This is a genomic window from Aurantimonas sp. 22II-16-19i (assembly GCF_002088275.1).
Taxonomy (GTDB): Bacteria; Pseudomonadota; Alphaproteobacteria; order Rhizobiales; family Rhizobiaceae; genus Jiella.
Genome location: NZ_AQQS01000042.1, coordinates 29,037 through 51,206, shown reverse-complemented (window position 1 = coordinate 51,206; position 22,170 = coordinate 29,037). Strand labels below are relative to the sequence as shown.

At 68.3% G+C, this 22,170-nt stretch carries 17 protein-coding genes and 1 pseudogene; 5 read left to right on the top strand and 13 right to left on the bottom strand.

The features are described 5' to 3' along the window. The 4 genes and pseudogenes from ATO4_RS23535 to ATO4_RS23520 form a co-directional block, all read right to left on the bottom strand. Positions 1 to 1,202 (bottom strand): annotated as a pseudogene (locus tag ATO4_RS23535) (hypothetical protein); the annotation flags it as partial. A gap of 397 nt (positions 1,203 to 1,599) precedes the next feature. Then, complete coding sequence (locus ATO4_RS23530; protein WP_083594214.1) at positions 1,600 to 3,465, bottom strand: hypothetical protein; 1,866 nt, start codon at positions 3,463 to 3,465, stop codon at positions 1,600 to 1,602. A gap of 340 nt (positions 3,466 to 3,805) precedes the next feature. Next, the gene (locus ATO4_RS23525) at positions 3,806 to 5,539 is read right to left on the bottom strand and encodes a calcium-binding protein (protein ID WP_139802649.1); all 1,734 of its coding nucleotides are present in this window, start codon (positions 5,537 to 5,539) and stop codon (positions 3,806 to 3,808) included. 638 nt (positions 5,540 to 6,177) lie between these two features. After that, positions 6,178 to 6,966, bottom strand: coding sequence for an ABC transporter ATP-binding protein (locus ATO4_RS23520; RefSeq protein WP_245308908.1), 789 nt, complete (start codon positions 6,964 to 6,966; stop codon positions 6,178 to 6,180). Positions 6,967 to 7,034: 68 nt separating this feature from the next. On the opposite strand from ATO4_RS23520, the gene ATO4_RS23515 reads away from it, so the two are divergent. Beyond that, on the top strand, positions 7,035 to 7,481 hold the full coding sequence (locus ATO4_RS23515) for a cupin domain-containing protein (protein ID WP_083594211.1): 447 nt from the start codon (positions 7,035 to 7,037) through the stop codon (positions 7,479 to 7,481). A 61-nt stretch (positions 7,482 to 7,542) separates the two neighbouring features. Next, positions 7,543 to 7,770 (top strand): hypothetical protein, encoded by a 228-nt coding sequence (locus ATO4_RS23510; RefSeq protein ID WP_083594210.1) that lies wholly within the window; start codon positions 7,543 to 7,545, stop codon positions 7,768 to 7,770. Positions 7,771 to 7,782: 12 nt separating this feature from the next. On the opposite strand, the gene ATO4_RS23505 is transcribed toward ATO4_RS23510, so the two are convergent. Next, entirely contained in the window at positions 7,783 to 8,298 is a 516-nt protein-coding gene (locus tag ATO4_RS23505) for an ankyrin repeat domain-containing protein (protein WP_083594209.1), read from the bottom strand. 281 nt (positions 8,299 to 8,579) lie between these two features. Between ATO4_RS23505 and ATO4_RS23500 the strand changes: the two genes are divergently transcribed. The 3 genes from ATO4_RS23500 to ATO4_RS23490 are packed head-to-tail and all read left to right on the top strand — an operon-like array spanning position 8,580 to position 10,766. Continuing rightward, positions 8,580 to 9,497: a folate-binding protein YgfZ gene (locus ATO4_RS23500; RefSeq protein WP_083594208.1), complete on the top strand. Its 918-nt coding sequence runs from the start codon at positions 8,580 to 8,582 to the stop codon at positions 9,495 to 9,497. Beyond that, positions 9,494 to 10,192 carry an HD family hydrolase gene (locus ATO4_RS23495; RefSeq protein ID WP_083594207.1) on the top strand — a complete coding sequence of 233 codons (699 nt, stop codon included), beginning with the start codon at positions 9,494 to 9,496 and terminating at the stop codon, positions 10,190 to 10,192. The genes ATO4_RS23500 and ATO4_RS23495 overlap by 4 nt, the downstream gene beginning before the upstream one ends. Before the next feature lie 58 nt (positions 10,193 to 10,250). Further along, positions 10,251 to 10,766: a tyrosine protein phosphatase gene (locus ATO4_RS23490; RefSeq protein WP_083594206.1), complete on the top strand. Its 516-nt coding sequence runs from the start codon at positions 10,251 to 10,253 to the stop codon at positions 10,764 to 10,766. A gap of 112 nt (positions 10,767 to 10,878) precedes the next feature. Here ATO4_RS23490 and ATO4_RS23485 read toward each other — a convergent pair whose 3' ends face one another. The 8 genes from ATO4_RS23485 to ATO4_RS23450 form a co-directional block, all read right to left on the bottom strand. After that, complete coding sequence (locus ATO4_RS23485) at positions 10,879 to 12,108, bottom strand: adenylate/guanylate cyclase domain-containing protein (RefSeq protein ID WP_083594205.1); 1,230 nt, start codon at positions 12,106 to 12,108, stop codon at positions 10,879 to 10,881. A gap of 107 nt (positions 12,109 to 12,215) precedes the next feature. Then, positions 12,216 to 13,040, bottom strand: coding sequence for an MBL fold metallo-hydrolase (locus ATO4_RS23480; protein WP_083594204.1), 825 nt, complete (start codon positions 13,038 to 13,040; stop codon positions 12,216 to 12,218). Beyond that, positions 13,037 to 13,507, bottom strand: a complete 471-nt coding sequence (locus ATO4_RS23475) for a cyclic nucleotide-binding domain-containing protein (protein ID WP_083594203.1) — start codon at positions 13,505 to 13,507, stop codon at positions 13,037 to 13,039. The genes ATO4_RS23480 and ATO4_RS23475 overlap by 4 nt, the downstream gene beginning before the upstream one ends. A 259-nt stretch (positions 13,508 to 13,766) precedes the next feature. Next, positions 13,767 to 16,469: an ABC transporter transmembrane domain-containing protein gene (locus ATO4_RS23470; protein WP_083594202.1), complete on the bottom strand. Its 2,703-nt coding sequence runs from the start codon at positions 16,467 to 16,469 to the stop codon at positions 13,767 to 13,769. Next, positions 16,466 to 18,475: an ABC transporter ATP-binding protein gene (locus ATO4_RS23465; RefSeq protein WP_176223134.1), complete on the bottom strand. Its 2,010-nt coding sequence runs from the start codon at positions 18,473 to 18,475 to the stop codon at positions 16,466 to 16,468. Before ATO4_RS23465 ends, ATO4_RS23470 begins: the two co-directional genes overlap by 4 nt. A gap of 139 nt (positions 18,476 to 18,614) precedes the next feature. Then, positions 18,615 to 19,748 carry a glycosyltransferase gene (locus tag ATO4_RS23460; RefSeq protein WP_083594200.1) on the bottom strand — a complete coding sequence of 378 codons (1,134 nt, stop codon included), beginning with the start codon at positions 19,746 to 19,748 and terminating at the stop codon, positions 18,615 to 18,617. After that, positions 19,748 to 20,923, bottom strand: coding sequence for a glycosyltransferase family 4 protein (locus ATO4_RS23455; RefSeq protein ID WP_083594199.1), 1,176 nt, complete (start codon positions 20,921 to 20,923; stop codon positions 19,748 to 19,750). Before ATO4_RS23455 ends, ATO4_RS23460 begins: the two co-directional genes overlap by 1 nt. Continuing rightward, on the bottom strand, positions 20,920 to 22,164 hold the full coding sequence (locus tag ATO4_RS23450) for a glycosyltransferase (protein WP_083594198.1): 1,245 nt from the start codon (positions 22,162 to 22,164) through the stop codon (positions 20,920 to 20,922). Before ATO4_RS23450 ends, ATO4_RS23455 begins: the two co-directional genes overlap by 4 nt. Positions 22,165 to 22,170: the final 6 nt, after the last annotated feature.

The following is a 22,170-nucleotide window of genomic DNA, read 5'->3' as shown; positions in this document are numbered from 1 at the left end:
TCTGCCTGGGCCGCGCCGAAGAAGCTGTCGGAGAGATCGCCGCCGCGGAAGGTGTCGAAGCCCGCGCCGCCGTCGATCTTGCCGGTGACGACGCCGCTTCCGATGGAGGTGAAGACGTCGTTGCCGGTGCCGAGCGAGATGTTGCCGACGATGGTGCCGGCATTGGTCATCGTGTCGTTGCCGCCCTGCAGGAGCACGTCGCCCTGGACGTCGCCGGTGTTGGTGAAGACTTGGGCCTGCCCGGAAAAGTCCCAGACGGCGACGGCGGTGTTGGTGATCTCGGACACCGTGTCGGAAATCAGCGAGCCGTGATTGACGAGGGTGCTCGCGCCGCCGACGCCGTCGGCCGCGTCGCCGGCCTGGAAGGTCACCGCCGAGGTCAGGCCGCCGGCATCGCCGCCGCGCACGACGCCCGTCGTGCCGATGGTGATCTTGGCGCCGTCGCCGGTCGTGGAGATGCCGTTGAAGGCGCCGGCAACGCTCCCGTCGACCCGGACATCCAGGCCGTCACCGAAGGAATTGATGCCGTTCGACCGGGCCTCGACGTTGCCTGACACGGCCAGACGATTGTCATTGCCATTGAAACTGATGCCGTTCCCGTCGGCACTCACTGCGCCAGACACAGTGACCTCGTTGGCGTCGCCATCGACTTCGATGCCTTCATCATCGCCGCGGATGCTTCCGGAAACCGTGATGCGGTTCGCGCCCAGACCCCGGATGTCGATCCCGTCATCTGTGGTGGAAACGATGGTGCCCGAGACGGTGATCTCGTTTCCGCCCGCGTCGGCATCGATCCCCTCGTCTTCCGAGACGATGCTTCCGGAAACGCTGACGATGTCACCGCCCGCACCGTTCAGATCGATCCCCTGGTTACCGGCATTGATGCTGCCGGCCATGTCGATGGTGTTGTTCTCCCCGCCGGTGATGATTCCGTCACTGCCGGCGAAGATCGAACCCGATGCCGTGACAGTGACGGTGTCGCCCCCGTCCGAAACGAGGGTGTCGATGGCGTCCAGTCCCGATATGGCGAGGCCAGCGATGACGATCTCGGCGTCCTGGTCGACGAGGGTTTCGTTCACGACGATGAGGTCGCCGTCGGCGCTGCGGGCAACGCCCGGCGCCAGCACGAACGGACCGTCGGCAACGTTCGTATTGTCGATGGTACCGGTTCCGAGATCGCCGCCGGGGATGAAAGTCGTCATGGAAAGATCCTTTCCTTTGAGAGTGGTGTCCGTCTTGTCCAAGCCGTCCCGTCCAACCGGATGAAAAGGCGCGGTGCGGTGTGTCGATGGGACCGGTCGTCGACGCACGGCCCGTATGTGCCGGGATCCCGTGTCCTGCCGCGCCGTGTCGCCGGAGACAGCCTGACCCTAGGGCATTCGCCGCGAGACCACTGTGACGGAGGTCACACCCGGATCGGCCCCGACCGTCCGGCCATCGCCTGTCGCCGAGATCGCAAGGGTGGCGGGACGGCGCGGCGCGTCGGGCTGGCGGGAGCCGATGAAACCGGCCATCGATGCGACGGCCGATCTCGGGAGGTGATGATCCTCATGCGGCGCCGAACGGCCGCTCTCGAAGTGAACTTCGAAGGTTGCCCCGTCAGAAGACGAAGTCGCTCGCGTCGAGATCGGCGATCTGGACGTTGAGGATGGTGATGGTGTCGGCCCCGTCGATGATCACCGCACTGGTGCCGACCTGTGTCAGGTGGTTGGCCGCAAGATCGGCGAAGTCGATGATCTCGGTGACGCCGGCGAGATCGATCTTCTCGGAGTTGTTGAACTCGTCGAAGTCGGTGATCGTGTCCTTGCCGAAGCCGTTCGTGAAGACGAAGGTGTCGGCGTTGAAGTCGCCTGTGAGCCGGTCGTTGCCGGCGCCGCCCTCGATCCGGTCGAAGCCGGCAAAGCCGCGAATGGTATCGTTGCCATCGCCGCCCAGCAGCGTGTTGTTGCCGGTTCCCCCATCGATGACGTCGTTGCCGGCGCCCCCGTCCAGTCTCTGGGTCGACGCTGCGCCGATCAGGCTGTCGTCGCCGCGCCCGCCGGTGAGATTCTCGATGTTCTCCAGGCGGTCGACCCCGATGTCGGAGCCGAAGGCGAAGTTCAGCCCGAGATTGGCATTGATGCCGGCGACCGTCGTGACATAGCTGACATTGTCGATCCCCTCGCCGCCGTCATAGAGGTCGGCGACGCCATCGGCATCGCCGATGATGAGGTCGTTGCCGGCCTCGCCGAAGATCTCGTCGGACCCGCCGCCGCCGCGCATGTTGTCGGCCTGGTCGCCGCCGAAGAAGGTGTCGGCGAGATCGCCGCCGCGGAAGGTGTCGAAGCCCGCGCCGCCATCGATCTTGCCGGTGACGACGCCGGTTCCGATGGAGGTGAAGACGTCGTTGCCGGTGCCGAGCGAGATGTTGCCGACGATGGTGCCGGCATTGGTCATCGTGTCGTTGCCGCCCTGCAGCAAAACGTCGCCCTGGACGTCGCCGGTGTTGGTGAAGACTTGGGCCTGGCCGGAAAAGTCCCAGACGGCGACGGCGGTGTTGGTCACCGCCGACACCGTGTCGGAGATGATCGAGCCGTGATTGACGAGGGTGCTGGCGCCGCCGTCGATGCTGGCGATGACGTTCTGGAAGGTCACCGCAGAGGTCAGGCCGCCGGCGTCACCGCCGCGCACCACGCCCGTCGTGCCGATGGTGATCGTCGTTTCCTCGCCGGTGAGGGCGAGGCCGTTGTTGAAGCCGGAAACCGAACCGTCGACCCTGATGTCGTGCCCGTCGCCCTTGACCCCGATGCCGTCCGTTCGCGCCTCGAGCGTGCCGGTCACGGCGATCTGGCTGTTGTCGCCGGAGACGGAGATGCCGCGATCCAGATAGGAGACGATGTCGCCCGACACGCGGATCAGGGTTCCCTCGCCCGACACGGAGAGGCCGCTGGCGAGAGAGGTGACGCTTCCGGAGATGTCGACGAGGCTGCCGCTGCCGTCGATGTCCACGCCGTTGGCGAAGGCGGAGACGATCGCGCCCGACACCGTGACCCGGTTGGAATTGCCGTGCAATTGGAGACCGTCGTCATCGGCGGAGATGCTGCCGGACACGGTGACCTGGTTCTGGCCGGAACCGTTGAGGTCGATCCCCTGTTCGCCGGCTTCGATGCTGCCGGCGACGGTGACGAGGTTGCCGCCCTCTGCGGTAACGATTCCGTCGCTGCCGGCAAAGATCGAGCCGGAGGCGGTCAGGGTATAGGTGTCGGAACCGTCGGAGCCGGTGGCCTCGATGCCGTCCGCGCCGGCGACGGCGAGGCCGGCGAGGACGATCTGCGCATCGGCATCGGCGAGGCTTTCCGTCACCACGACGAGGTCGCCATCGCTGCTGCGGGCGACGCCTGGGGCGAGGACGATGGGATTGTCGCCGACCTGGGCATTGCCGACCGTGAAGGCGCCGAGATCGCCGCCGGAGATGAAGATCGTCATGGGATAGTACCTTTCTTGGGGGTGTGTTTGTGGATCCTTCAGCCGTGCGGTGGCTGCCGGCGGCCCCCGATGTGCGCAACCGTTCCGCTGCAAGGCCACGTCGGGTGATCCCGCGCGGCGACCGCGCGGGCCGGAGCCAGCCTCGGCGCAGGAAACGCCCGACTTCGGGTGACCGTGAATTGCGATGACGTTGGAGGGCCGACCGGTTTCGCTTCCATTCCGCGATCGGACTCAGTGTATTTGTCGGCAATCATGCGAAGAGGACACCGGCTGTCGGTGTGACGGCCGGTGTCCAGCCATGCTCATCGTCGCGGGAAACGGTCTCCCCGCGCCTGAAAACTCAGAAGATGAAGTCGTTGGAGTCGAGGCTGGTCGCCTGGACGCCGAGGAGGGTGATGGTGTCGACGCCGTCGGAGATCACCGCGTTGGCGCCCACCTGGGTGAGATGATTGAGGGCGAGATCGTTGAAGTCGGTGATGTTGGCGACCGCCGACAGGTCGATCTTCTCGGCCGAGTTGGATGAATCGAAGTCGGTGATGATGTCCTTGCCGAAGCCGTTGGCGAAGATGAAGGTGTCGGCATTGAAGGCGCCGGTCAGACGGTCGTTGCCGGTCCCGCCGGTGATCGTGTCGAAGCCGGCACCGCCGTTGATCGTATCGGCGCCGTCGCCGCCCAGAAGGACGTCGTTGCCCGACCCGGCGGAAAGGATGTCGTTGCCGGCGCCGCCACTGAACGTCCCTGCCGCAGTCGAACCGGTGAGACTGTCATCGCCGCTGCCGCCGGTGAGGCTCTCGACGCCGACGAGACGATCGACGCCGATCTCGCTGCCGAGTGCAAATTGCAGAGTGAGATTGGCCCGGACTGCCGATACAGCTTCCGCATAGCTGACCGTGTCGATCCCCGTGCCCCCGTCATAGAGGTCGTTCGCTCCGTCCGTGTCGCCGATGATGAGGTCGTTGCCGGCTTCTCCGAAGAGGCTGTCGATGCCAGCACCGCCGCGCATGTTGTCGGCCTGGTCGCCGCCGAAGAAGCTGTCGGAGAGATCGCCGCCGCGGAAGGTGTCGAAGCCCGCGCCGCCGTCGATCTTGCCGGTGACGGCGCCGGTTCCGATCGTGGTGAAGCTGTCGTTGCCGGTGCCGACCGAGATGTTGCCGATGATGATGCCGGCATTGGTCATGGTGTCGTCGCCGCCCTGCAGGAGCACGTCGCCCTGGACGTCGCCGGTGTTGGTGAAGACTTGGGCCTGGCCGGAAAAGTCCCAGACGGCGACGGCGGTGTTGGTGATCTCGGACACCGTGTCGGAAATCAGCGAGCCGTGATTGACGAGGGTGCTGGCGCCGCCGACGCCATCGGCCACGTCGCCGGCCTGGAAGGTCACCGCCGAGGTCAGGCCGCCATTGTCGCCGCCGCGCACGACGCCCGTCGTGCCGACGGTGATCTTGGCGCCGTCGCCGGTCAAAGCGACGCCGTTGTCGAGACCGCCGACCAGGCCGTCGATCTTGACGTTCTGGCCGTCGCCGACGAGCCGGATGCCGTCCAGCGTCCCCTCGACGCTGCCGGACACGACGACCGTGTTGGCATTGCCGTTGAACACCATGCCGTTCTGGCCGCCGGAGACGATGGCGCCCGAGACCGTCACCTTGTTCTGATTGCCGGCAGCCTCGATGCCGTCGAGGGCTGAGGAGATGATGCCGCTGAGCATGACGCGGTTGAGGCCGTCGCCGCCGAGAGCGACGCCGTCGCCATCCGCGGAGATCATGCCTGCGAGGGTGAGGGTGTTGTTTCCCGCGACCGTGCTGATCCCGTCTTCCGCCGCGAAGATGCCGCCGGTTGTGCCGAGGGTGATGCCCTCGCCGCCGTCGGACGAGGTGATCTCGACACCGTCGACCCCGCTGATCACCCGGCCATCGAGGATGAGCAAGGCGTCCGCATCGTCGCGATTCTCGTTGATGAGGATGGCCGAGACGGTATTGGTCGCGCGCACGTCCTCGGTTTCGAGGAAGAACGGGCCGTCCCGCACGTTCGAGTTGTTGATCTGGGCCTGGTTGCCTGACTGATCGAGGTCGACTGCCATGACGAATGATCCTTTGACCGGTGCGAAGCCTCGCTTCGCCGTGAAGATGAAAAGGCGCTCGCGCCGCACGTCGTCTGATCGCCATGGGCGAACGCCGGGTTTCGCGACGGATGCGTGGCCGTGAGAGGAGGCCGGGACAGGGGGTGCCGTCGCGCTTGCACTCTGTCCGCCGGACGCCGTCGAACCCTGTGACGCATGTCACACCGCAACCACAATTTTCATGATGGCCATTATTATCTGGGTTGATGACCAATCGAGATCTGGTCCCCGTCAGCAACCGGCATGACGCTCATCGAACGACGCCCGCGGTATTCTGGAATTCTTCCAGGGAACAGCGTGACGCTCCGGCGCCGGCTGCGGCTAAGCCTTTCCGCCGGCCGCAACGGGCCGAGAACCGCCATCCCTGACGTGTTCGCGATCAGACACTTGCTTGTCGGGATCGGCGCGTACGAGACCGGCCGTCATCGCGGCCAGTGACGGAACGTCAGCGGTCGGGACCGTGCGATGCGCCCACCGGGGGCTGGTCCATGTGCCGGATAATGATCCCCGACCCGGCGGGTCGTCACTTCGTGCGGATGGCTTATCACGTTCCCGTGATCGCGCGCGTGCCTTTGCCGACGGCTATCGGATGGGCTGGCTCAGTCGTAGCCGTGTCCGGCCCTGAGCCCCTCGCGCACCCGGTGGGCGATCGCCAGGAATTCCGGCGTGTCGCGGATGTCGAGCGGCCGGTCGGAGCCGAGGTCGCAGTCGATGATCTCGTGGATGCGGCCCGGCCGCGGGCTCATGACGACGATGCGGGTCGACAGGAACACCGCCTCGGGGATCGAGTGGGTGACGAAGACGATCGTCTTGTTCGTCTTCGCCCAGAGCTTCAGGAGTTCCTCGTTGAGATGATCGCGGACGATCTCGTCGAGGGCGCCGAAAGGCTCGTCCATGAGCAACAGGTCCGGATCAAAGGAGAGCGCCCGGGCGATCGAGGCGCGCTGCTGCATGCCGCCGGACAACTGCCAGGGAAACTTGCCGCCGAAGCCCGAGAGGCCGACGAGATCGAGGCCGTCGGCGACCCGCCTCGCCCTCTCCGCCGGCTCGACGCCCATGATCTCCAGCGGCAGGGCGACGTTCTTCTCGATGCTGCGCCAGGGATAGAGCGCGGCGGCCTGGAACACGTAGCCATAGGCGCGCCGGCGCCTGGCCTCGTCGGGGCTCATGCCGTTGACGCCGATCGTGCCGCCGGTCGGCCGCTCGAGATCGGCGATGACGCGCAGGAGCGTGGTCTTGCCGCAGCCCGACGGGCCGATCAGCGAGACGAACTCGCCGCGATGGACGGTGAGGTCGATGTCCTTCAATGCATGGACCGGAGCATCCGCCGTCGCAAAGACGAGGTCGAGGCCGCGCGCCGCGATGACCGGGGCACTGGTTCCCGCCAGCACTTTCGCGCTATTTTCCCCGGGCGGGAAAGCATGGTCTTCCCCCACCGACGACGGGAGATTTTTCGATGGACGCATCCTCGAACCCTCACACTGAATGCACCCTCATAAGGCCTGCTTCGACCTATGACGGCAAGCAGGGATTCCGCTATTTCGAGGGGATAGCCAGGGAGACGGTCGGTTCGACCGGCCTCTGCATGCACCTTCTGACGATCCCGCCGGGCGGCCGGGCGAAGGCGCATCTGCACGAGAGCCACGAGACGGCGATCTACGTGATCAGCGGCGTCTCCGGCACCTATTACGGCGAAAGGCTGGAGCACCACGCGACGGTCGCGGCGGGCGACCTGTTTTACATCCCCGCCGGCGTGCCGCATCTTCCCTATAATCCCGGCACGGAGCCGGTCGTCGCGGTGATCGCCCGGACCGATCCGAACGAGCAGGAGAGCGTGGTGCTGCGGCCCGATCTCGAGGCGCTGGTGCCCGATGTGCCCGGAGAGACCGCCCCGGCGTCGTGAGTCTCGATCTGGCTCCTGATCCGAGAGGCGGGCATGATGCAACCCATGGAAGGCAGAGCCAATGTCGACCACGCAGCTCGTGCTCTGGATCGCGCCGGGCGCCCTGCTCGTCCTGGCCGTGACGACGGTTGTCGCAAAGTTCGCCAGAAGCGATCGCCGCTTCACCGATGACGGCGAGGCTGCCGGCGACGGCGGCCTGTCCGGCTGGTTGGGCGGCTCGGACGATTCGTGTCACGCCGGCTCGGCCAGCGATGGCGGCGGGGGCGGCGATGGCGGCGGCGGCGACTGACCGCGAAGCGGCTCAGTCCGACAGCCGGGCCAGGTGGTCGGCGGCCCTTTGCGCCCCCATCGTCTCGGCGGCGGCGAGCGCCGTGCCCCCGTCGGCGGCTCTCGCTCCGACATCCGCGCCGCGCTCGACGAGAAGGTCGATCATCTCCACCCGGTCGAACATCGCGGCGATCATCAGCGCCGTGCGCCCGTCCTCGCCGGCTCCGTCGACGGCGGCGCCATGGTCGAGAAGCAGCCGGGCGATCGCCATCTCGCCCTTGAAGGCGGCACCCTGGAGCGGCGTCTGGCCGCGATCGTTGCGCCGCTCGGGATCGGCGCCGCGCTCCAGCAAGAGCCGAGTGGCCTCCAGATGCCCGTGATAGCTCGCCAGCATCAACAGGCTGTCGCCCTTGCCATTGGTGAGATTGGTCGGAATGCCGGCATCGAGATAACGCGCCAGTTCCCCGGCATCGCCGGCCCGCGCGATGTCGAAGACGCGGGTCGCGATCTCCTGGAAGGCGGCATATTCCTCGGGGGTGAGCTCGCTCATGACGCATGGCTCCTTTCGGTGCCAGGAGTTGGCGCAGAATTGCGCATCTGCAAGATGCCGCCAAGCGTCACTCACCAGATAAGGCGCCACTCGAGACGGCGGAGAAAGCTATCGTGTGAACGAGGCGGGGGCGAGTCAGCCCCCCGCAACCGGCTTGTCCTGTTCAGCTGATGGTCTTACGTAATTGCGACGCGTCCACTCAGCATGTCGGCCCGCACGGCTTGTTCCGCGGCGAAATCCGGCGAGGACAGCGCCAACTCGACCACAGACGAGCTCCCCCCATGCCCTTCACGCCCCTTCCCGATCGCGCCACGCTGCATCTGACCGGGGCCGAGACCGAAGAATTCCTGCAAGGGCTGGTCACCGCCGACGTCGGCGCCGTCAGTGCCGATGCGGCGAGCCCGGCGGCCCTGCTGACGCCGCAGGGCAAGGTGATGTTCGAGTTTCTCCTCAGCCGGCTCCCGGACGGCTTCCGGCTCGACACGCCCGCCGGCTTGCGGGCGGATCTGAAGAAGCGGCTGACGCTCTACCGGCTGCGGCTGAAGATCGCCATCGAGGCGAGCGAGGAGGCCGTCTTCGCCGTCTGGGGCGAGGATGGCGGCGCTGCCGGCGTCCTCGGCCTGACCGATCGCCGCTTTCCCGGCGAGCCGGTGCTCCGGGCCTATGGCGATGCGCCCGCCGGCGTCGGCGAGGCTCCGGCGGAGGAGTTTCGCACGCTGCGGATCGCCTCGGGCGTTGCCGAACTCGGGTCGGACTATCCGCCCTCGGAGGTGTTTCCTCACGACGTGCTGATGGATTATTCCGGCGGCCTGTCGTTCCGGAAGGGCTGCTTCGTCGGCCAGGAGGTCGTCTCGCGGATGCAGCATCGCGGCACCGCCCGGCGGCGGCTGATGCTGGTGAGCGCCGCGGCGCCGCTGGGTGAGGCCGGCGAGAACGGGATCAACAGCGAAAACACGACGAGCATCGAGATCCGGGCGGGCGACAAGGTCGTCGGCGAGATCCTGTCGACAAGGGACGATCGCGGCCTCGCCATCGTGCGGATCGACCGGCTGGCGAATGCGGCGGCGAGCGGCGAGGCGATCACCGCCGGCGGCGTGCCGGTGGCGCTGTCGATCCCCGCCTATGCCGGCTACACCCTGCCCGAGCGCCGCGACGGCGAGGCGGACACGGCCGGCGACCTGGCTGGCAACTCGGCATGAGCGAGCAACGTCCGATGCCTTCGCGCAAGGGCGCCAAGGCCGCGCCGCGCGTCTGGCAGCGCATGCTGTCGGGGCGCCGGCTCGACCTCCTCGATCCCTCGCCGCTGGACGTCGAGATATCCGACATCGCCCACGGCCTTGCCCGCGTCGCCCGCTGGAACGGCCAGACCCGCGGCGACTTCGCCTTTTCCGTCGCGCAGCATTCGCTGATCGTCGAGGAAATCGTGGCGGCGAAGGAGCCCGACCCGCGCTGGCGCATGGCGGCGCTTCTCCATGACGGGCCGGAATACGTCGTCGGCGACATGATCTCGCCGTTCAAGGCGGTGATGGGCGGCGACTACAAGGCGGTCGAGAAGCGGTTGCAGGCGGCGATCCATCTGCGCTTCGGCCTGCCGGGGCATCTGCCGCCCGCGGTGGAGAAGGCGATCAAGGCCGCCGACCGGATCTCGGCCTATTTCGAGGCGACGCTGCTGGCCGGCTTTGCGGCGAGGGAAGCGGCGAAGTTCTTCGGCGAGCCGGGAAACGCCGCCTGCGAGAGGGAGGCGTTCACGCCGCGCCCGGCCCGCGAGATGGAGGCGGCCTTCCTCGCCCGCTTCGCCGCCCTCGACGCCGAGCTCACCGGCGCCCGCGGCCCCGCCTGCCGGCTCGCGGATCAGCCGGACGCACAGGGATCGCCCGCCGCCTCGAAGTCGTGATCGCGCCGCCGCCGCCCCGGCTCTGGCCAGATGCGGCCGATCGACCTATAGCGGGACGATGAGCTATCTCGTCGTCTCCTCCCTCGCCGATATGCCGAAGACCGTCGCCGAACATGGCGCGCTCGATCTCGTCACGCTGATCAACGCCGAGACGGCGGTGGCGCGGCCGACGACGATCGAGGCGCCGCGCCACCTGTTCCTCGGCTTCAACGACATCGCCGAACCGATGGAGGGCTTCACCGCCCCCTCCAGCGACCATCTCGACCAGATGATCGCATTCGGCAGCCGCTGGAGCCGCGACACGCCGCTGGCGATCCACTGCTGGGCGGGGATCAGCCGCTCGACGGCGGCCGCCTACATCCTGGCGCTCGCCATCAATCCCGATCTCGGCGAAGAGGCGCTCGCCCGCGAGCTTCGCCGCCGCTCGCCCTCGGCGACGCCCAATCCCCGGCTGATCGCGCTCGCCGACGAACGGCTGCAGCGGGGCGGCCGGATGGTCGCGGCGATCCGGGCGATCGGGCGCGGCGAAGACGCCTTTGCGGGCCGATCCTTCGTGCTGCCGCTGACCCTCTGAAGCCTGGGTTTGCAGGTCCCGGCAAGCGTGTCGGGACCGTTTCGCCCGGCCTGTCGCCGGCCGGTCGTCCCCTGTCCTGTCGAAAGATTGCCCGAAGGCGAAGGCCGGGCGGCTATTCCGCCGCGGCCCTCAGGGCGGCCTCGTCGCTGCCGCGGGGGGTGAAGAGTTCCATCTTGGCGTCCACCCCGGCCAGCTCATGGGCTCCCACCGACGACCAGCGGCCGGGCAGGAGTTCGGCGACGCGAGCGGTGGCCAGCACCGCGACGCCCAGCGTCTTGGTCAGCTTCTCGATCCGCTCGACCTCGGTGACGCTGGAGCCGATGACGGTGAAGGCGAGACGCTCCGGCACGCCGATGTTGCCGAACACCACCTTGCCGACATTGAGGCCGATGCCGAAGGCGATCTCGGCCTCGCCGCGTTCCCGCCGCACGGCGTTCACGGCGTCCCGCATGGCGAAGGATTCGGCGGCGGCCTGCAGCACCTTCCCCGCCAGCTGCTCGCCCTCGGCCCGCGTCTCCATCGGAAAGACGATCAGGACGGCGTCGCCGATGAAGGCCAGCACCTCGCCACCGGCGGCGATCGCAGGGCGCGCGGCGCATTCGAAATAGTCGTTGAGAAGGGCGAGGAAGTCGTCGCTGGGAAGGGTCGCGGTCAGATGGGTCGAACCGCGCAGGTCGGAATACCAGACGAGGGCCTTGGTGGTCGCCCCGTCGCCGAGCCGGATGTTGCCTTCCAAAACGCTGCGGCCGGCCTCCCGGCCGAGATAGGTCTCGACGATGTTGGTGGTGATCTGCTGCTGGATGATCGACTTGCAGACGAGGGCGAGGCTGCGCTGGATCTCCTGCAGGATGGAGAGATCCTCCTCGGTGAAGCCGCTGTCGCGATCACAGGCCCAGATCACGATGATGCCGGTTCCGCGGAATTCGGTCCCCTTGCCGGGCTGCTTGAACTCGGTGCGCAGCGCCAGATAGTCGCTGAAGCCATCGGCCGACAGCTCCTCGAGGAGCTTGAAGTCGGTGAGCTTGCCCGGCCCGGTCAGGCGCCGGCGCAGGATCTTCAGGTCGTTCGCCAGCATGTGGCGCAACGGGCTGGCCTGCCAGGCCTCGGTATTGGAATCCTGGTGGTTGAAGTGGCCGAGCGTCGCCTCCCGCTCCTCGCGATCCCAGGAGATCATCTCGGCCCGGAACAGCGGGTGCAGCGTCGGCCAGTTCAGCCGCGCCCGGGAGATCGGCACGCCGATGCCCAGGAGCTTGATGCAGAGGCGGTAGAACAGCTGCTCGAGCTTCGGCTCGCCGAGCGCCTCGCTCAGGAGCCATTCGTTGACCTGGTCGGCGAGCCCCATGGGCGGCCCTTTCGCTAGGATCCTCGGAAGGCCCGGGGGACCGGTCCCCCGAGAGATGCATGCCCATCCGGCTACTTCAAGGCGGACTTTGCCGACGCCCGGACCGGTCAGATCGCGATCGTCAGCCCCGTGCGCGCCACCTGGGCGCCGGCAAACTCGGCTGCCGCCTCGGCCGCCAGTTCCTCCAGCCACATGTCGGTTCGCGACACGTCGTGGTGGTAGATGAGCAGTTGCGGAACCTTCGCCGCGCGGCAGAGGCGCACCCCCTGCTGCCAGGTCGAATGGCCGAAGCCGACGAAGCGCTCGAAATCCTCGTCCGTATAGGTGGAATCGTAGATCATCACCGCGGCCCCGGCGATGAATTCGACCAGCGCCGGGTCGATCGTGCCCGGCTGGTGCTCCGTGTCGGTGATGTAGCAGACGGCCCGGCCGTCATATTCCACCCGGTACCCCACCGCCCCGTTCGGATGATCGAGCCGGAAGGTCTTCACCGCGATGCCGTCGCCGAGATCGAGCGGCTGCGGCGGACGAAAGTCGCGATAGTCGATCTTCGCCGCGAACTGCTTCGGCTTCACCGGGAAGTAGGGCGGGCACATGAAGCCCTCGACCATCGCCTGGCAGGTGGTGTCGTCGAGGAAATGGCCGGCAAAGATCCGCGCCGAGACGTGATCCTTGTAGAGCGGGATCAGGAAGGGCAGGCCCATGATGTGGTCGAGATGGCAATGGGTGAAGAGGATGTCGAAGTCGCTGACCTTCTCCTCGTAGAGCTTGCGCCCGGCGGTGACGATGCCGGTTCCGGCATCGAGGAAGATCAGCCTGTCGCCGCAGCGCAGCTCCACGCAGCTGGTATCGCTGCCGAAGATCTGGTTCGCCGCCGCCGGCGCGGGGATCGAGCCGCGCGCGCCCCAGACGGTCAGCTCGAAGCGGTTCATCGTGGGCGCCCCTGCCCCGCGGCCAGATTGCGCGCCCGGACCAGCTCCTCGTTGGTGTGGGAGAGACGCTCGGCCAGTCCGCGCATCACCTCGGTGGCGATCTCCGGGAACTGCCGCACCAGCTGCAGGAAGGCCTCCTTGCGCACCCGGAGCGCCGAGAGCCTCGTCGTCGCCGTCACCGTCGCGGTGCGCGGCACGTCGCACAGGATCGAGATCTCGCCGACGACGTCGCCGGTCTTCAGCGTGGCGACGACGAAGTCGTCCGTCTCGGTGGCGATCGAGACGTCCGCCTCGCCCTCCATCAGCACAAAGGCCGCGTCGCCGGTCTCGCCCTGGCGGCAGAGCACCTGGCCCTGCCGGTAGGTGACGGTCTCGGCCGTATAGGCGATGAGCTTCAGCCGGCTCGGCTCGATCCCGGCGAACAACGGCACCGCCCTCAAAAGGTCGATTTCGGATTTCAGAAGCATCGTCCCCGACCCTTGCCTCTCGCAATCTCTCGGGCGCCCGCCAACGCCCGGTGCCCAGTCTCGTGCCCGGTCTTGCGCCCGGCGTGGTGCCCCGCGTCGTCGACCGCGGCGAGCGGATCGTCCGAAGCCAGCCCGCCGGACGGCTGGGAGCCCGTGCCCCGCGCACGTTCCGTCGGCAGAGCTTGGCACGTCTTTGCCGGCCGCATCAATAGCATGGCGCCCGGCCCGGCGCCCAGCGACCCGGCGAGAGGGTAAACGCTCACATCACCTCCTGCGGCGGCGAGGCCTCGCTCTCGCCCCCTTGCATGCGCCCTTCGCGGAATTCGACCACCCGGTCGAAGAGATCGGCGTGATCGGCAATGCCGAGGACCCACAGGATGGTCTGGCGCGGCGTTGCGAGCGTGTTCCGGGCCTCGATGACAGCGCCGGCGATCCGGCGCTGGGTCTCGCCGTCGAGCGCCGAGAGCGGGCGGTTGAGGACGAGGAGGTCGGGCCGTTTCACCAGCGCCCGGCCGAGAGTCAGCTTCTGCTGCTGGCCGGAGGAGAGGCGCTTGGCGCCGCTGCCGATGTCGAAGCCGAGGCCGAGGTCGAAGACCACCTCGAACAGGCCGGTCGCGTGCAGCGTTTCCGAGAGCACCGTGTTGATCCGCCCCGACGCCTCGGCGTAGCGGGTGACGATGCGGCCGAAGAGGATGTTGTCCTGCAGGCTGGCTGCCCGGTTGATGCCGGCCGCGTCGTGGCGGAACACCGATGTCGAAAGGTCGGGGCCGAGATCGTCGGCGAAGTGATCGCGCGCCGAGACGACCTGGCTCTTCAGCGTCTCGTCGAGCAGGCCGAGGCGGTGGCGCGGCTCGACATAGCCGAAGGCCAGCCGCTGGAAGGCCTGGCGATCCTTGTCGTCGCGCTTGCCGTCGCCGTCGGTCCGGCGCAGCGCCGCCCGGTAGAGCTCCACGTCGTCCGGCGACATCAGATCGATGTCGTCGAGCAGCGGGTTGTCGGCGGCCAGATCGCCGAAGATCTCGATCAGCGTCTCGGCGATCTGCCGACCCATCAGATAGAGCCGTTCGTCGAGACCGGAGGCCCGCAGCGCCGCCTGGACCGAGGCGCGGCCGGCCATCGGAGCCTCGGCCTCGGCGTCCGGGTCGGCGGTGCCGAAGACGAGGTTCTCGAACACCGTCGCGTAGTCGGAGTAGCGGCTCTTGTCGAAGCTCTCGAAATAGTCCTCGTCGCCGCCCTCGATCAAAAGCTGGCGAAACCGCGCGCGGGCGTCGAGAATCCGGTCGGGGACGCCGTCGGCCAGCCTCTCGGGAAGCTTGCCGCGCAGGCCGAGGCGCGCGATGTCGGACTTCAGCTCGACGATGTCGAGCACCTCGGCGAGCCGCGCGGCCAGGTCCTGCGGACCCTCGACGCCGGCGGCCTCGTAGTCGATCCAGTCGTCGCGGATGTCGAGGTCGAGATTGCCGGAGAGCCGCGCCTCCTCGAGGCGCATGACCTCGGCCCGGTCGGTGCGCTCGACATGGCGCGTCGGCACATGCTTGAGCCCATAGGTCAGGACATCCCGCACGCTCATCTGCGGCAGGTAGAGGCCCGAGGCCGAGTAGCCGAGCCGCCGGCCGGGAATGGCATCGGGCATCGTCTCCAGCGCCGAGCCGGCAAAGGCGATGCGCCCGCCCGCCGGCTGGATCAGCCGCACCAGCGCCTCGGCGAGATATTCGCCGCCGCCGCCCGGCGGCCCGACGACCGCCACCGTCTCGCCAGGCGCAAGCCTGAGCGTCGTCGGATAGAGGAGTTCGTTGCCGGAATCGTCGCTGACCTTCAGGCCCGATACCGCCACCTCGCCGTCCAGCTTCGGCGCCGCGTCGAAGCTCACCCTCTGCAGATCGGCCGGGACCAGATCCGGCATGACGAACTGCTCCCGGATCTGGAGATATTTCGACTGGACGTCGACCCGGTTCTGATCCCAGGCGATCAGTTCCTTCAGCGGCGCCGGCAGGTCCTTGTAGGCGGCGATGACGGCGACCAGCTGGCCGATGTCCAGCCGCCCGGTGATCACCAGATAGCCGCCGCCGAGATAGAAGATGAACGGCGTCATCTGGGCGATCAGGTTGTTGAGGAAGTTCACGAAGAACTTCCACTGGTAGAAGTCGTAGCGGATCTTCAGGATCTTGCCGAGCCGGTCGCCGAGCTCGGCCCGTTCCCAGTTCGACGTGTCGTTGGTGCGGATCGACGGGATCGCCTCGACCACCTCGCCGATGCGGCCCGACAACAGCCGCGCCGTCAGCTGGCGCGAGCGTGCGAGAACCACGAGCCGCCGGCGCATGCGGGGAATGAGGATGATCTGGAACAGAACGATGCCGCCGGCGACGAGGCCGAGCCAGAAGTTCTGCAGGACGATGAAGAACAGGGCCGTCAACGCCTGGCTCAGGAGAAGGGCCGGATCGGCGAAGGCACTGCCGCCGAAGCCGCCCACCGGCTCGGTCTCGTCCTTGATCATCGAGGCGATCTCGGAGCCGCGCACCTGCTTGAAACGGCCGGAGGGAAACCGCAGCACCCGGTCGACCAGCTGGAAGCGCAGGCGCCGCAGGAGCCGCTCGCCGAGCTTGCCCTTGTAGGTCGACAGATAGAACTTGAAGAGACCGTTGACGATGACGAAGAACAGGAAGGTCAGGGACAAGGCGATCAGCACCCCGAACCGGTCGAGATCGACGCCGTCGGAGATGCGCAGCTCGCCGCCGCCGAGAAACTCCGGCACGGGCAGGCTGAAACCGAACAGCGTCTGGGTCTGCCCGGGCTGCCAGTCGCCCGAAATCGGCCCGTTGACGATGCGCTTCGGCAGGTCGAGGGTCAGATAGTAGAGCGGCAGCGACATCGCGAGGACGGCGAACAGCCACAGCTGCTGGCTGCGGGTGTAGCGCCAGACATAGCGAAAGACGCTTTCGTCGAGCTCGTCCGAAGACGTCATGCCTGCGTCTCCAGCGCCGGCACGGCACTTTCGGCAACGGCACTTTCGGCAGGCGCGGCGCGGCGGCCGGGTGCGGGCCCGAGAAAACCGAGATCGGCGGCGCGGACGAAATGGCCGGGTCGGGCTTCCAGGAGCGGCGGCATCGACAGGCCGGGCCGGACGGTGAAGGGCGCCGGCCAGTCGCGGCGACCGATCAGTCCGGCCTCCGGCAGATGCGAGAAGTCCAGCGGCCGGGACAGATCGGCATGGGGCACCGCCTCGATCAAAAGGCGGGTGTAGGGATGCAGGGGCTCGCGGAAGAGATCGGCCCGCGGCGCCATCTCGACGACGGTGCCGTCGCACATCACCACGATCCGGTCGGCGATGTGGTTCACCACCGCGAGGTTGTGGGTGATGAAGACATAGGTCAGGCCCGACAGCCGCTGGAGATCGCGCAGGAGATTGAGGATCTGCGCCTGGACCGAGACGTCGAGGGCGGCGACCGGCTCGTCGCAGATGAGGATTTCCGGCTCCAGCGCGAGAGCCCGGGCGATGCCGATCCGCTGACGCTGGCCGCCGGAGAAGCTGTGCGGATAGCGCGCCGCGTGGCTCGGCTCCAGCCCGACCGCGGCGAGCAGCCGCTCCACCCTCGCCCGCCTTTCGCCCGCCTCGCAGAGGTCGTGGATCTCCAGCGGCTCCGACAGGATCGCGCCGACGGTCATGCGCGGATCGAGGGAGGAGAACGGATCCTGGAAGACGTATTGCATCCGCTTGCGGACCTTGAACATCGTGTCCCGGTCGGCGGAGACGAGGTCGACGGGTCCGTCCGCGCCGTTGATCACGATCGAGCCGGCATCGACCGTCACCGCCCGCATCAGGGCCCTGGCCAGCGTCGTCTTGCCGGAGCCGGATTCCCCGACGAGGCCGAGGCATTCGCCGCGCCGGACGGTGATCGACACGTCGTCGAGCGCCCGGATCACCTGCGCCGGCGCCCGCCCCACCAGCCTTCTGTCACCGCGCAGGGAGAAGCTCTTGGTCAGGCCCCGCGCCTCGACCAGCGGCTCGCCGACGGGGCCGCTCGCCTTCGGCCGGATCAGGACGTCGGCGTCGATCTTGATCTCGCGGATCGGCGTCAGCCGCCGGCGCTCCGAATCGGAGAAATCCGGCACCGCCTTCATCAGGGAGACCAGATAGGGATGGCTCGGCCGCGTGAAGATCGTCTCGACCGGTCCGGATTCGACGATCCGGCCGTGATGCATCACCACCACCTCTTCCGCCAGATTGGCGACGACGCCGAGATCGTGGGTGATCAGAAGCAGCGCCATGCCGAGCTCGGCCTGGAGATCCTTCAGGAGCTTCAGGATCTGCGCCTGGAGAGTGACGTCGAGGGCGGTGGTCGGCTCGTCGGCGATCAGGAGCGGCGGCCGGCACATCAGCGCCATGGCGATCATCGCCCGCTGGCGCAGGCCGCCGGACAGCTCGAAGGGATACATGCGCATCGCGCGCTGCGGTTCGGGAAAGCGCACCAGCCGCAGCGTCTCGGCCGTCAGCTCGGCGATCTCGGCCTTCGAGGCGCGGCGATGCACCGCCGCCATCTCGCCGATCTGGTCGCCGAGGGTGTGGAGCGGCGAAAACGCCGTCATCGGCTCCTGGAACACCATGGCGATCGAGCGACCGCGGATCGAGCGGAACTGCGGCGAGGCGCGGGGGATCGTCGCAAGATCCACCTCCCCCATCTCGCCGTCGCGAAACAGGATGCGGCCGGAGGTGATCACGCCGTTCTTCGGCAAAAGCCCGAGGATCGCCTGGGAGGTGACCGACTTGCCGGAGCCCGATTCGCCGACGAGGGCGACGGTGCGCCCCGGCGCGACCGCCATGGAGAGGCCGGCCACCGCCTTGGTGGTGCCGGCCATGGAGCGGAACTCCACAGACAGATCCTCGATCGACAGAAGCGCCGTCGCCGCCCGGTCGGCATCGACCGGAACCGCCTGCGATGCCGAGGACGAAAGCACCGCTGCGTCACTCATCGACCCGTTTCCCATTTGCGCCGTCGCACGGCTGAACGCCCTGCCTCTCTCTGCCGAGGCTTTCGTTGCATTATCACGACAGCGGCACCGCTTCGCCAGTGATTTCGTCGCGCATCGCCGTTGCGAGCAGACGCGGGCCTCATCCCCCGATCAGCCGGGCGATCGCCGCGGCCGTCGCCTCGGCGCCTTCGAGGTCGATCGCAGGAGCGGGGCGGTCGCGCCGCGCGTCGGCCCGGACCATCGCCGCCGCGAGACTGTCCGGCGACAGCGCCGCCCCCGGCACCACCTCGAGGAGACCCATCGCCTCCATCCTCGCCGAGCGGAACGCCTGCTCGGTCTCCTCGCCGTCGTCATAGGGCACGACGACCGCCGGGATCTGCGCCCGCATCAGGTTCATCACCGTATTGTAGCCGGCCTGGGAGACCGACAGGGCCGCGCCGTCGAGCAGCGCCTGGAAGCGGGGCGAGAAGCGCTCGACGATGGTCCGCTCATTCGCCAGACCGGCCAGCCGGGCGAGCTGCGCCTCGCTGGCCCGGGCGCCGGCGAGGAAATGCCACACCCGGTCGCGGATGTGCGGCGGCGCCAACTCGCGCGCCGCGACCGCGGTATCCAGCAGCGCGCCGGCGGCGGCACCGCCCCCCGCCGAGACCACGACCCGGTCGTTCCGCTCGACCGCGCCGCGCTCCGCCGCCTCGGTGACATAGCCGGTATAGGCGACGAGGTCGGCGATCTCGCCGGCATGGGGATAGGTCTCGCCGAAGGTGAAGAGGGCCGGATCGGAATGGACGAGCACGGCCGCAAGACGCTCGCGCGCCAGTTCGGCGGCGTATTTCGCCCGCTCCGGATGCTTGGTGGCGACGAGGATGTCGCGCACCGAGGTGACGCATTGCGCCCCGTCCCGCGTCGCCCGCTCGATCAGCGGCACGAGCTCGAACTTGAAGCGCCAGCGGCCGAAGGGGAACATCTCCATCAGGACGACGTCGGGCCGCACCCGCTCGTAGACGTCGAGCAGCGCCTGCGTCCGCCGCGCCTTCCACGCCTCGTCGATCGGCGCCCCGGCCTCGTCGTAGAGCACCTTGAAGTCGGCGCCCGCGATCGCGACCGGCGGCAGCTGGATCACCGCCGCGTCGGCAAACGGCATCTGCGGCACCGGATGGCCACCGAGCGCCACCGTCACCTCGATGCCGCGCGCCGCCATGGCGCGGGTGATCAGTTCGCCGCGGCGCAGATGCCCGACGCCGAGAAGATGCTGGACATGGAAGAGAACGCGCATCAGCCGGCCCTTTCGAATGGTGGTGTCGCCGCTTGCGCCGCAATGAAGCGCCGGCGCGTCTCGCCGAGCACCCGGTCGAGGACGGGAGCCGCGGCGCCGATGTCGTGGCGCTCGGCGACGTTTCGGCGCGCCGCCTCGGCGCCGGCCGCCCGCCGCAGCGGATCGAGCAGTTCGCGGACGGCCTCTGCAAAGGCGCCCGGATCGCCCTGCGGAACGAGCCGTCCCGTTTCGCCGTCCGCAACGACGGAGGCGACGCCGGGGCTCGTTCCGGCGACGACCGGCAGGCCCGCCGCCTGCGCCTCGATCAGCGCCATGCCGAAGGCCTCCTTCACCGCCGGCCAGACATAGAGATCGCAGGCGGCAAGAAGCCCCGGCACTTCGCCGGACGGAACCTGCCCGAGAAACGTCGCGGCAACCCCTCTTTCGGCAAATGCCGCCCGCACCGCGGGCTCGGCCGGTCCCGTGCCGGCGATCAGCAGCTCGAAGCTGTCAGGGGCAAGCCGGGACAGCGCCTCGGCAAGGACACGGTAGGAGGCAAGCTTCTGGTCCGCCCGCATCATCGCCGCCGCGACCAGCCAGGGCTTGCGGGGATCGAGGGAATGGCGGGCGGCGAGCGATGCCCGCTCAACCTTTCGCCCCGCCGCCGCTGCAAGGAACGGCGCGGCATCGACGAAGGGTGCCAGCGGCTCCATCGGCACGCCGGGCCGCAGATGCGGGGCGACCCCCGCCGCGTCGTTCGGGTTGAGGGTCAGGACGCAGTCGGCGCGAGCCAGCGCGGCAAGGCTTGCCCGGTAGCCCGGATCGAATCGCCCGCCCCGCTGCTTTTGCGCCACCGAGGCCTCGGCGACCACATAGGGAATGGCGAGCGCCGCCGCGACGGCGGGTCCGAGATGGTCCGGCGCCTTGTGATAGAGATGGTAGGTGAACCAGAGGTCCGGCCGCCTCGCCGGCTCGGCGAGGATGCGCCCCAGCCGCGCCGCGAGCCTTGCGCCGAGCCGGGCCAGCCGCGCCTGCCGCTCGCGATCGCCGCGGTCGTAGCTGCGAAAGCGCGAGACGAGGCCGACGTCGTGGCCGCTGCGCTCCAGCGCCGCGACGAGATTGCGCGCGACGAGGCGATCGCCGGAGGCGACCGGATCGTCAGGCGCCTTCATCGGCGCGTAGAAGGCGATCCTCACGGGCGCCCGGCGACGTGGCGCGGATCCTGGCGGCGGCCAAGCGAGCGCACGGCCCCCCGCCGTCCGTCGGCGACGATGTCGTCGACGAGGCGCCGGATCGTCTCGACGCCGCCGAGCAGCTTGTCGATGGCCGCGGCCTGGGGCCGGTTCTGGCCGGGCAGCGAGCGGATCGCCCCGGCCATGATCGCGGCGTTCTCCACCTCGTCGTCGAGCAGCATGCGGGCAAGCCCGAGATCCTCGGCCCGCGAGGCGCGGATGAACTGCTCGAGCCGCGGATGGCGCCGCGGCACGATGACCGCCGGCTTGTCGAAGGAGAGGATCTCGCAGAAGGTGTTGTAGCCGCCCATGGCGACGATGCCCTCGGCCCGCTCGAACAGCGGCTCGATCGAGGCGGCGAAGGTGATCAGGTCGACGCTGTCGAGCTTCCTGGCGCGGGCCTGGAAGTCGCTGGCAAAGCCGGTCTCCATGAACGGGCCGAGGACGATCTTCGCCCGGACCCCGATCGACGGATCGCTCTCATAGGCTCTCAGCACCCAGTCGACGAGGCGCGCGCCGTCGCCGCCGCCACCGGTCGTCACCAGCACGAAGGGCCGCTCGCCGATCCGGATCTGGTCCGGCAGCGCGCCGGACGGCTCGTCCGCCCGCGGCAGATAGCCGGTGAACACCGCCCGGTCCCGGACCCGCTGGGAGATCCCGATCCCCTCCAGGGGATCGCAGATGTCGGGCAGCCCGTAGATCCAGACGTCGTCGTAGAGATTTTCGACCGCGGCGAAGGCGCCCTTGCGGGTCCATTCGTCGGCGAGCCGCGACGGCTCGTCCATGATGTCGCGCAGGCCGAGCACCAACCGGCAGCCGGTGGACTTCAGGAAGGTCAGGCTCTCCTCGACCTCGCCGCGCATGCCCAGCGGCTCCTTGTCGACGAGGAAGATGTCGGGATCGAAGATCTCGGCGGTCTTCTTGATGATCGCCGAGCGGATCTCGGTCAGGTCCTCGATCGACAGCCCTGGATTGGACGGCGCGTAGCTCTCGGCGCCGAGCTTCACGACGCCGGGCACGCGGATGAAATCGACCTGGGGCGGAAAGCTGAAGGAGCCGACGACCGGCGATCCGGCGATGATCAGGATCGAGGTGTCCGGCCGGTGCGCGACGAGCGCCTGGGCGATCACCCGAGAGCGCCTCAGATGGCCGAGCCCGAAGGTATCGTGGCTGTAGATCAGGATGCGGGGAGAGCGAGACTGCATGACGAC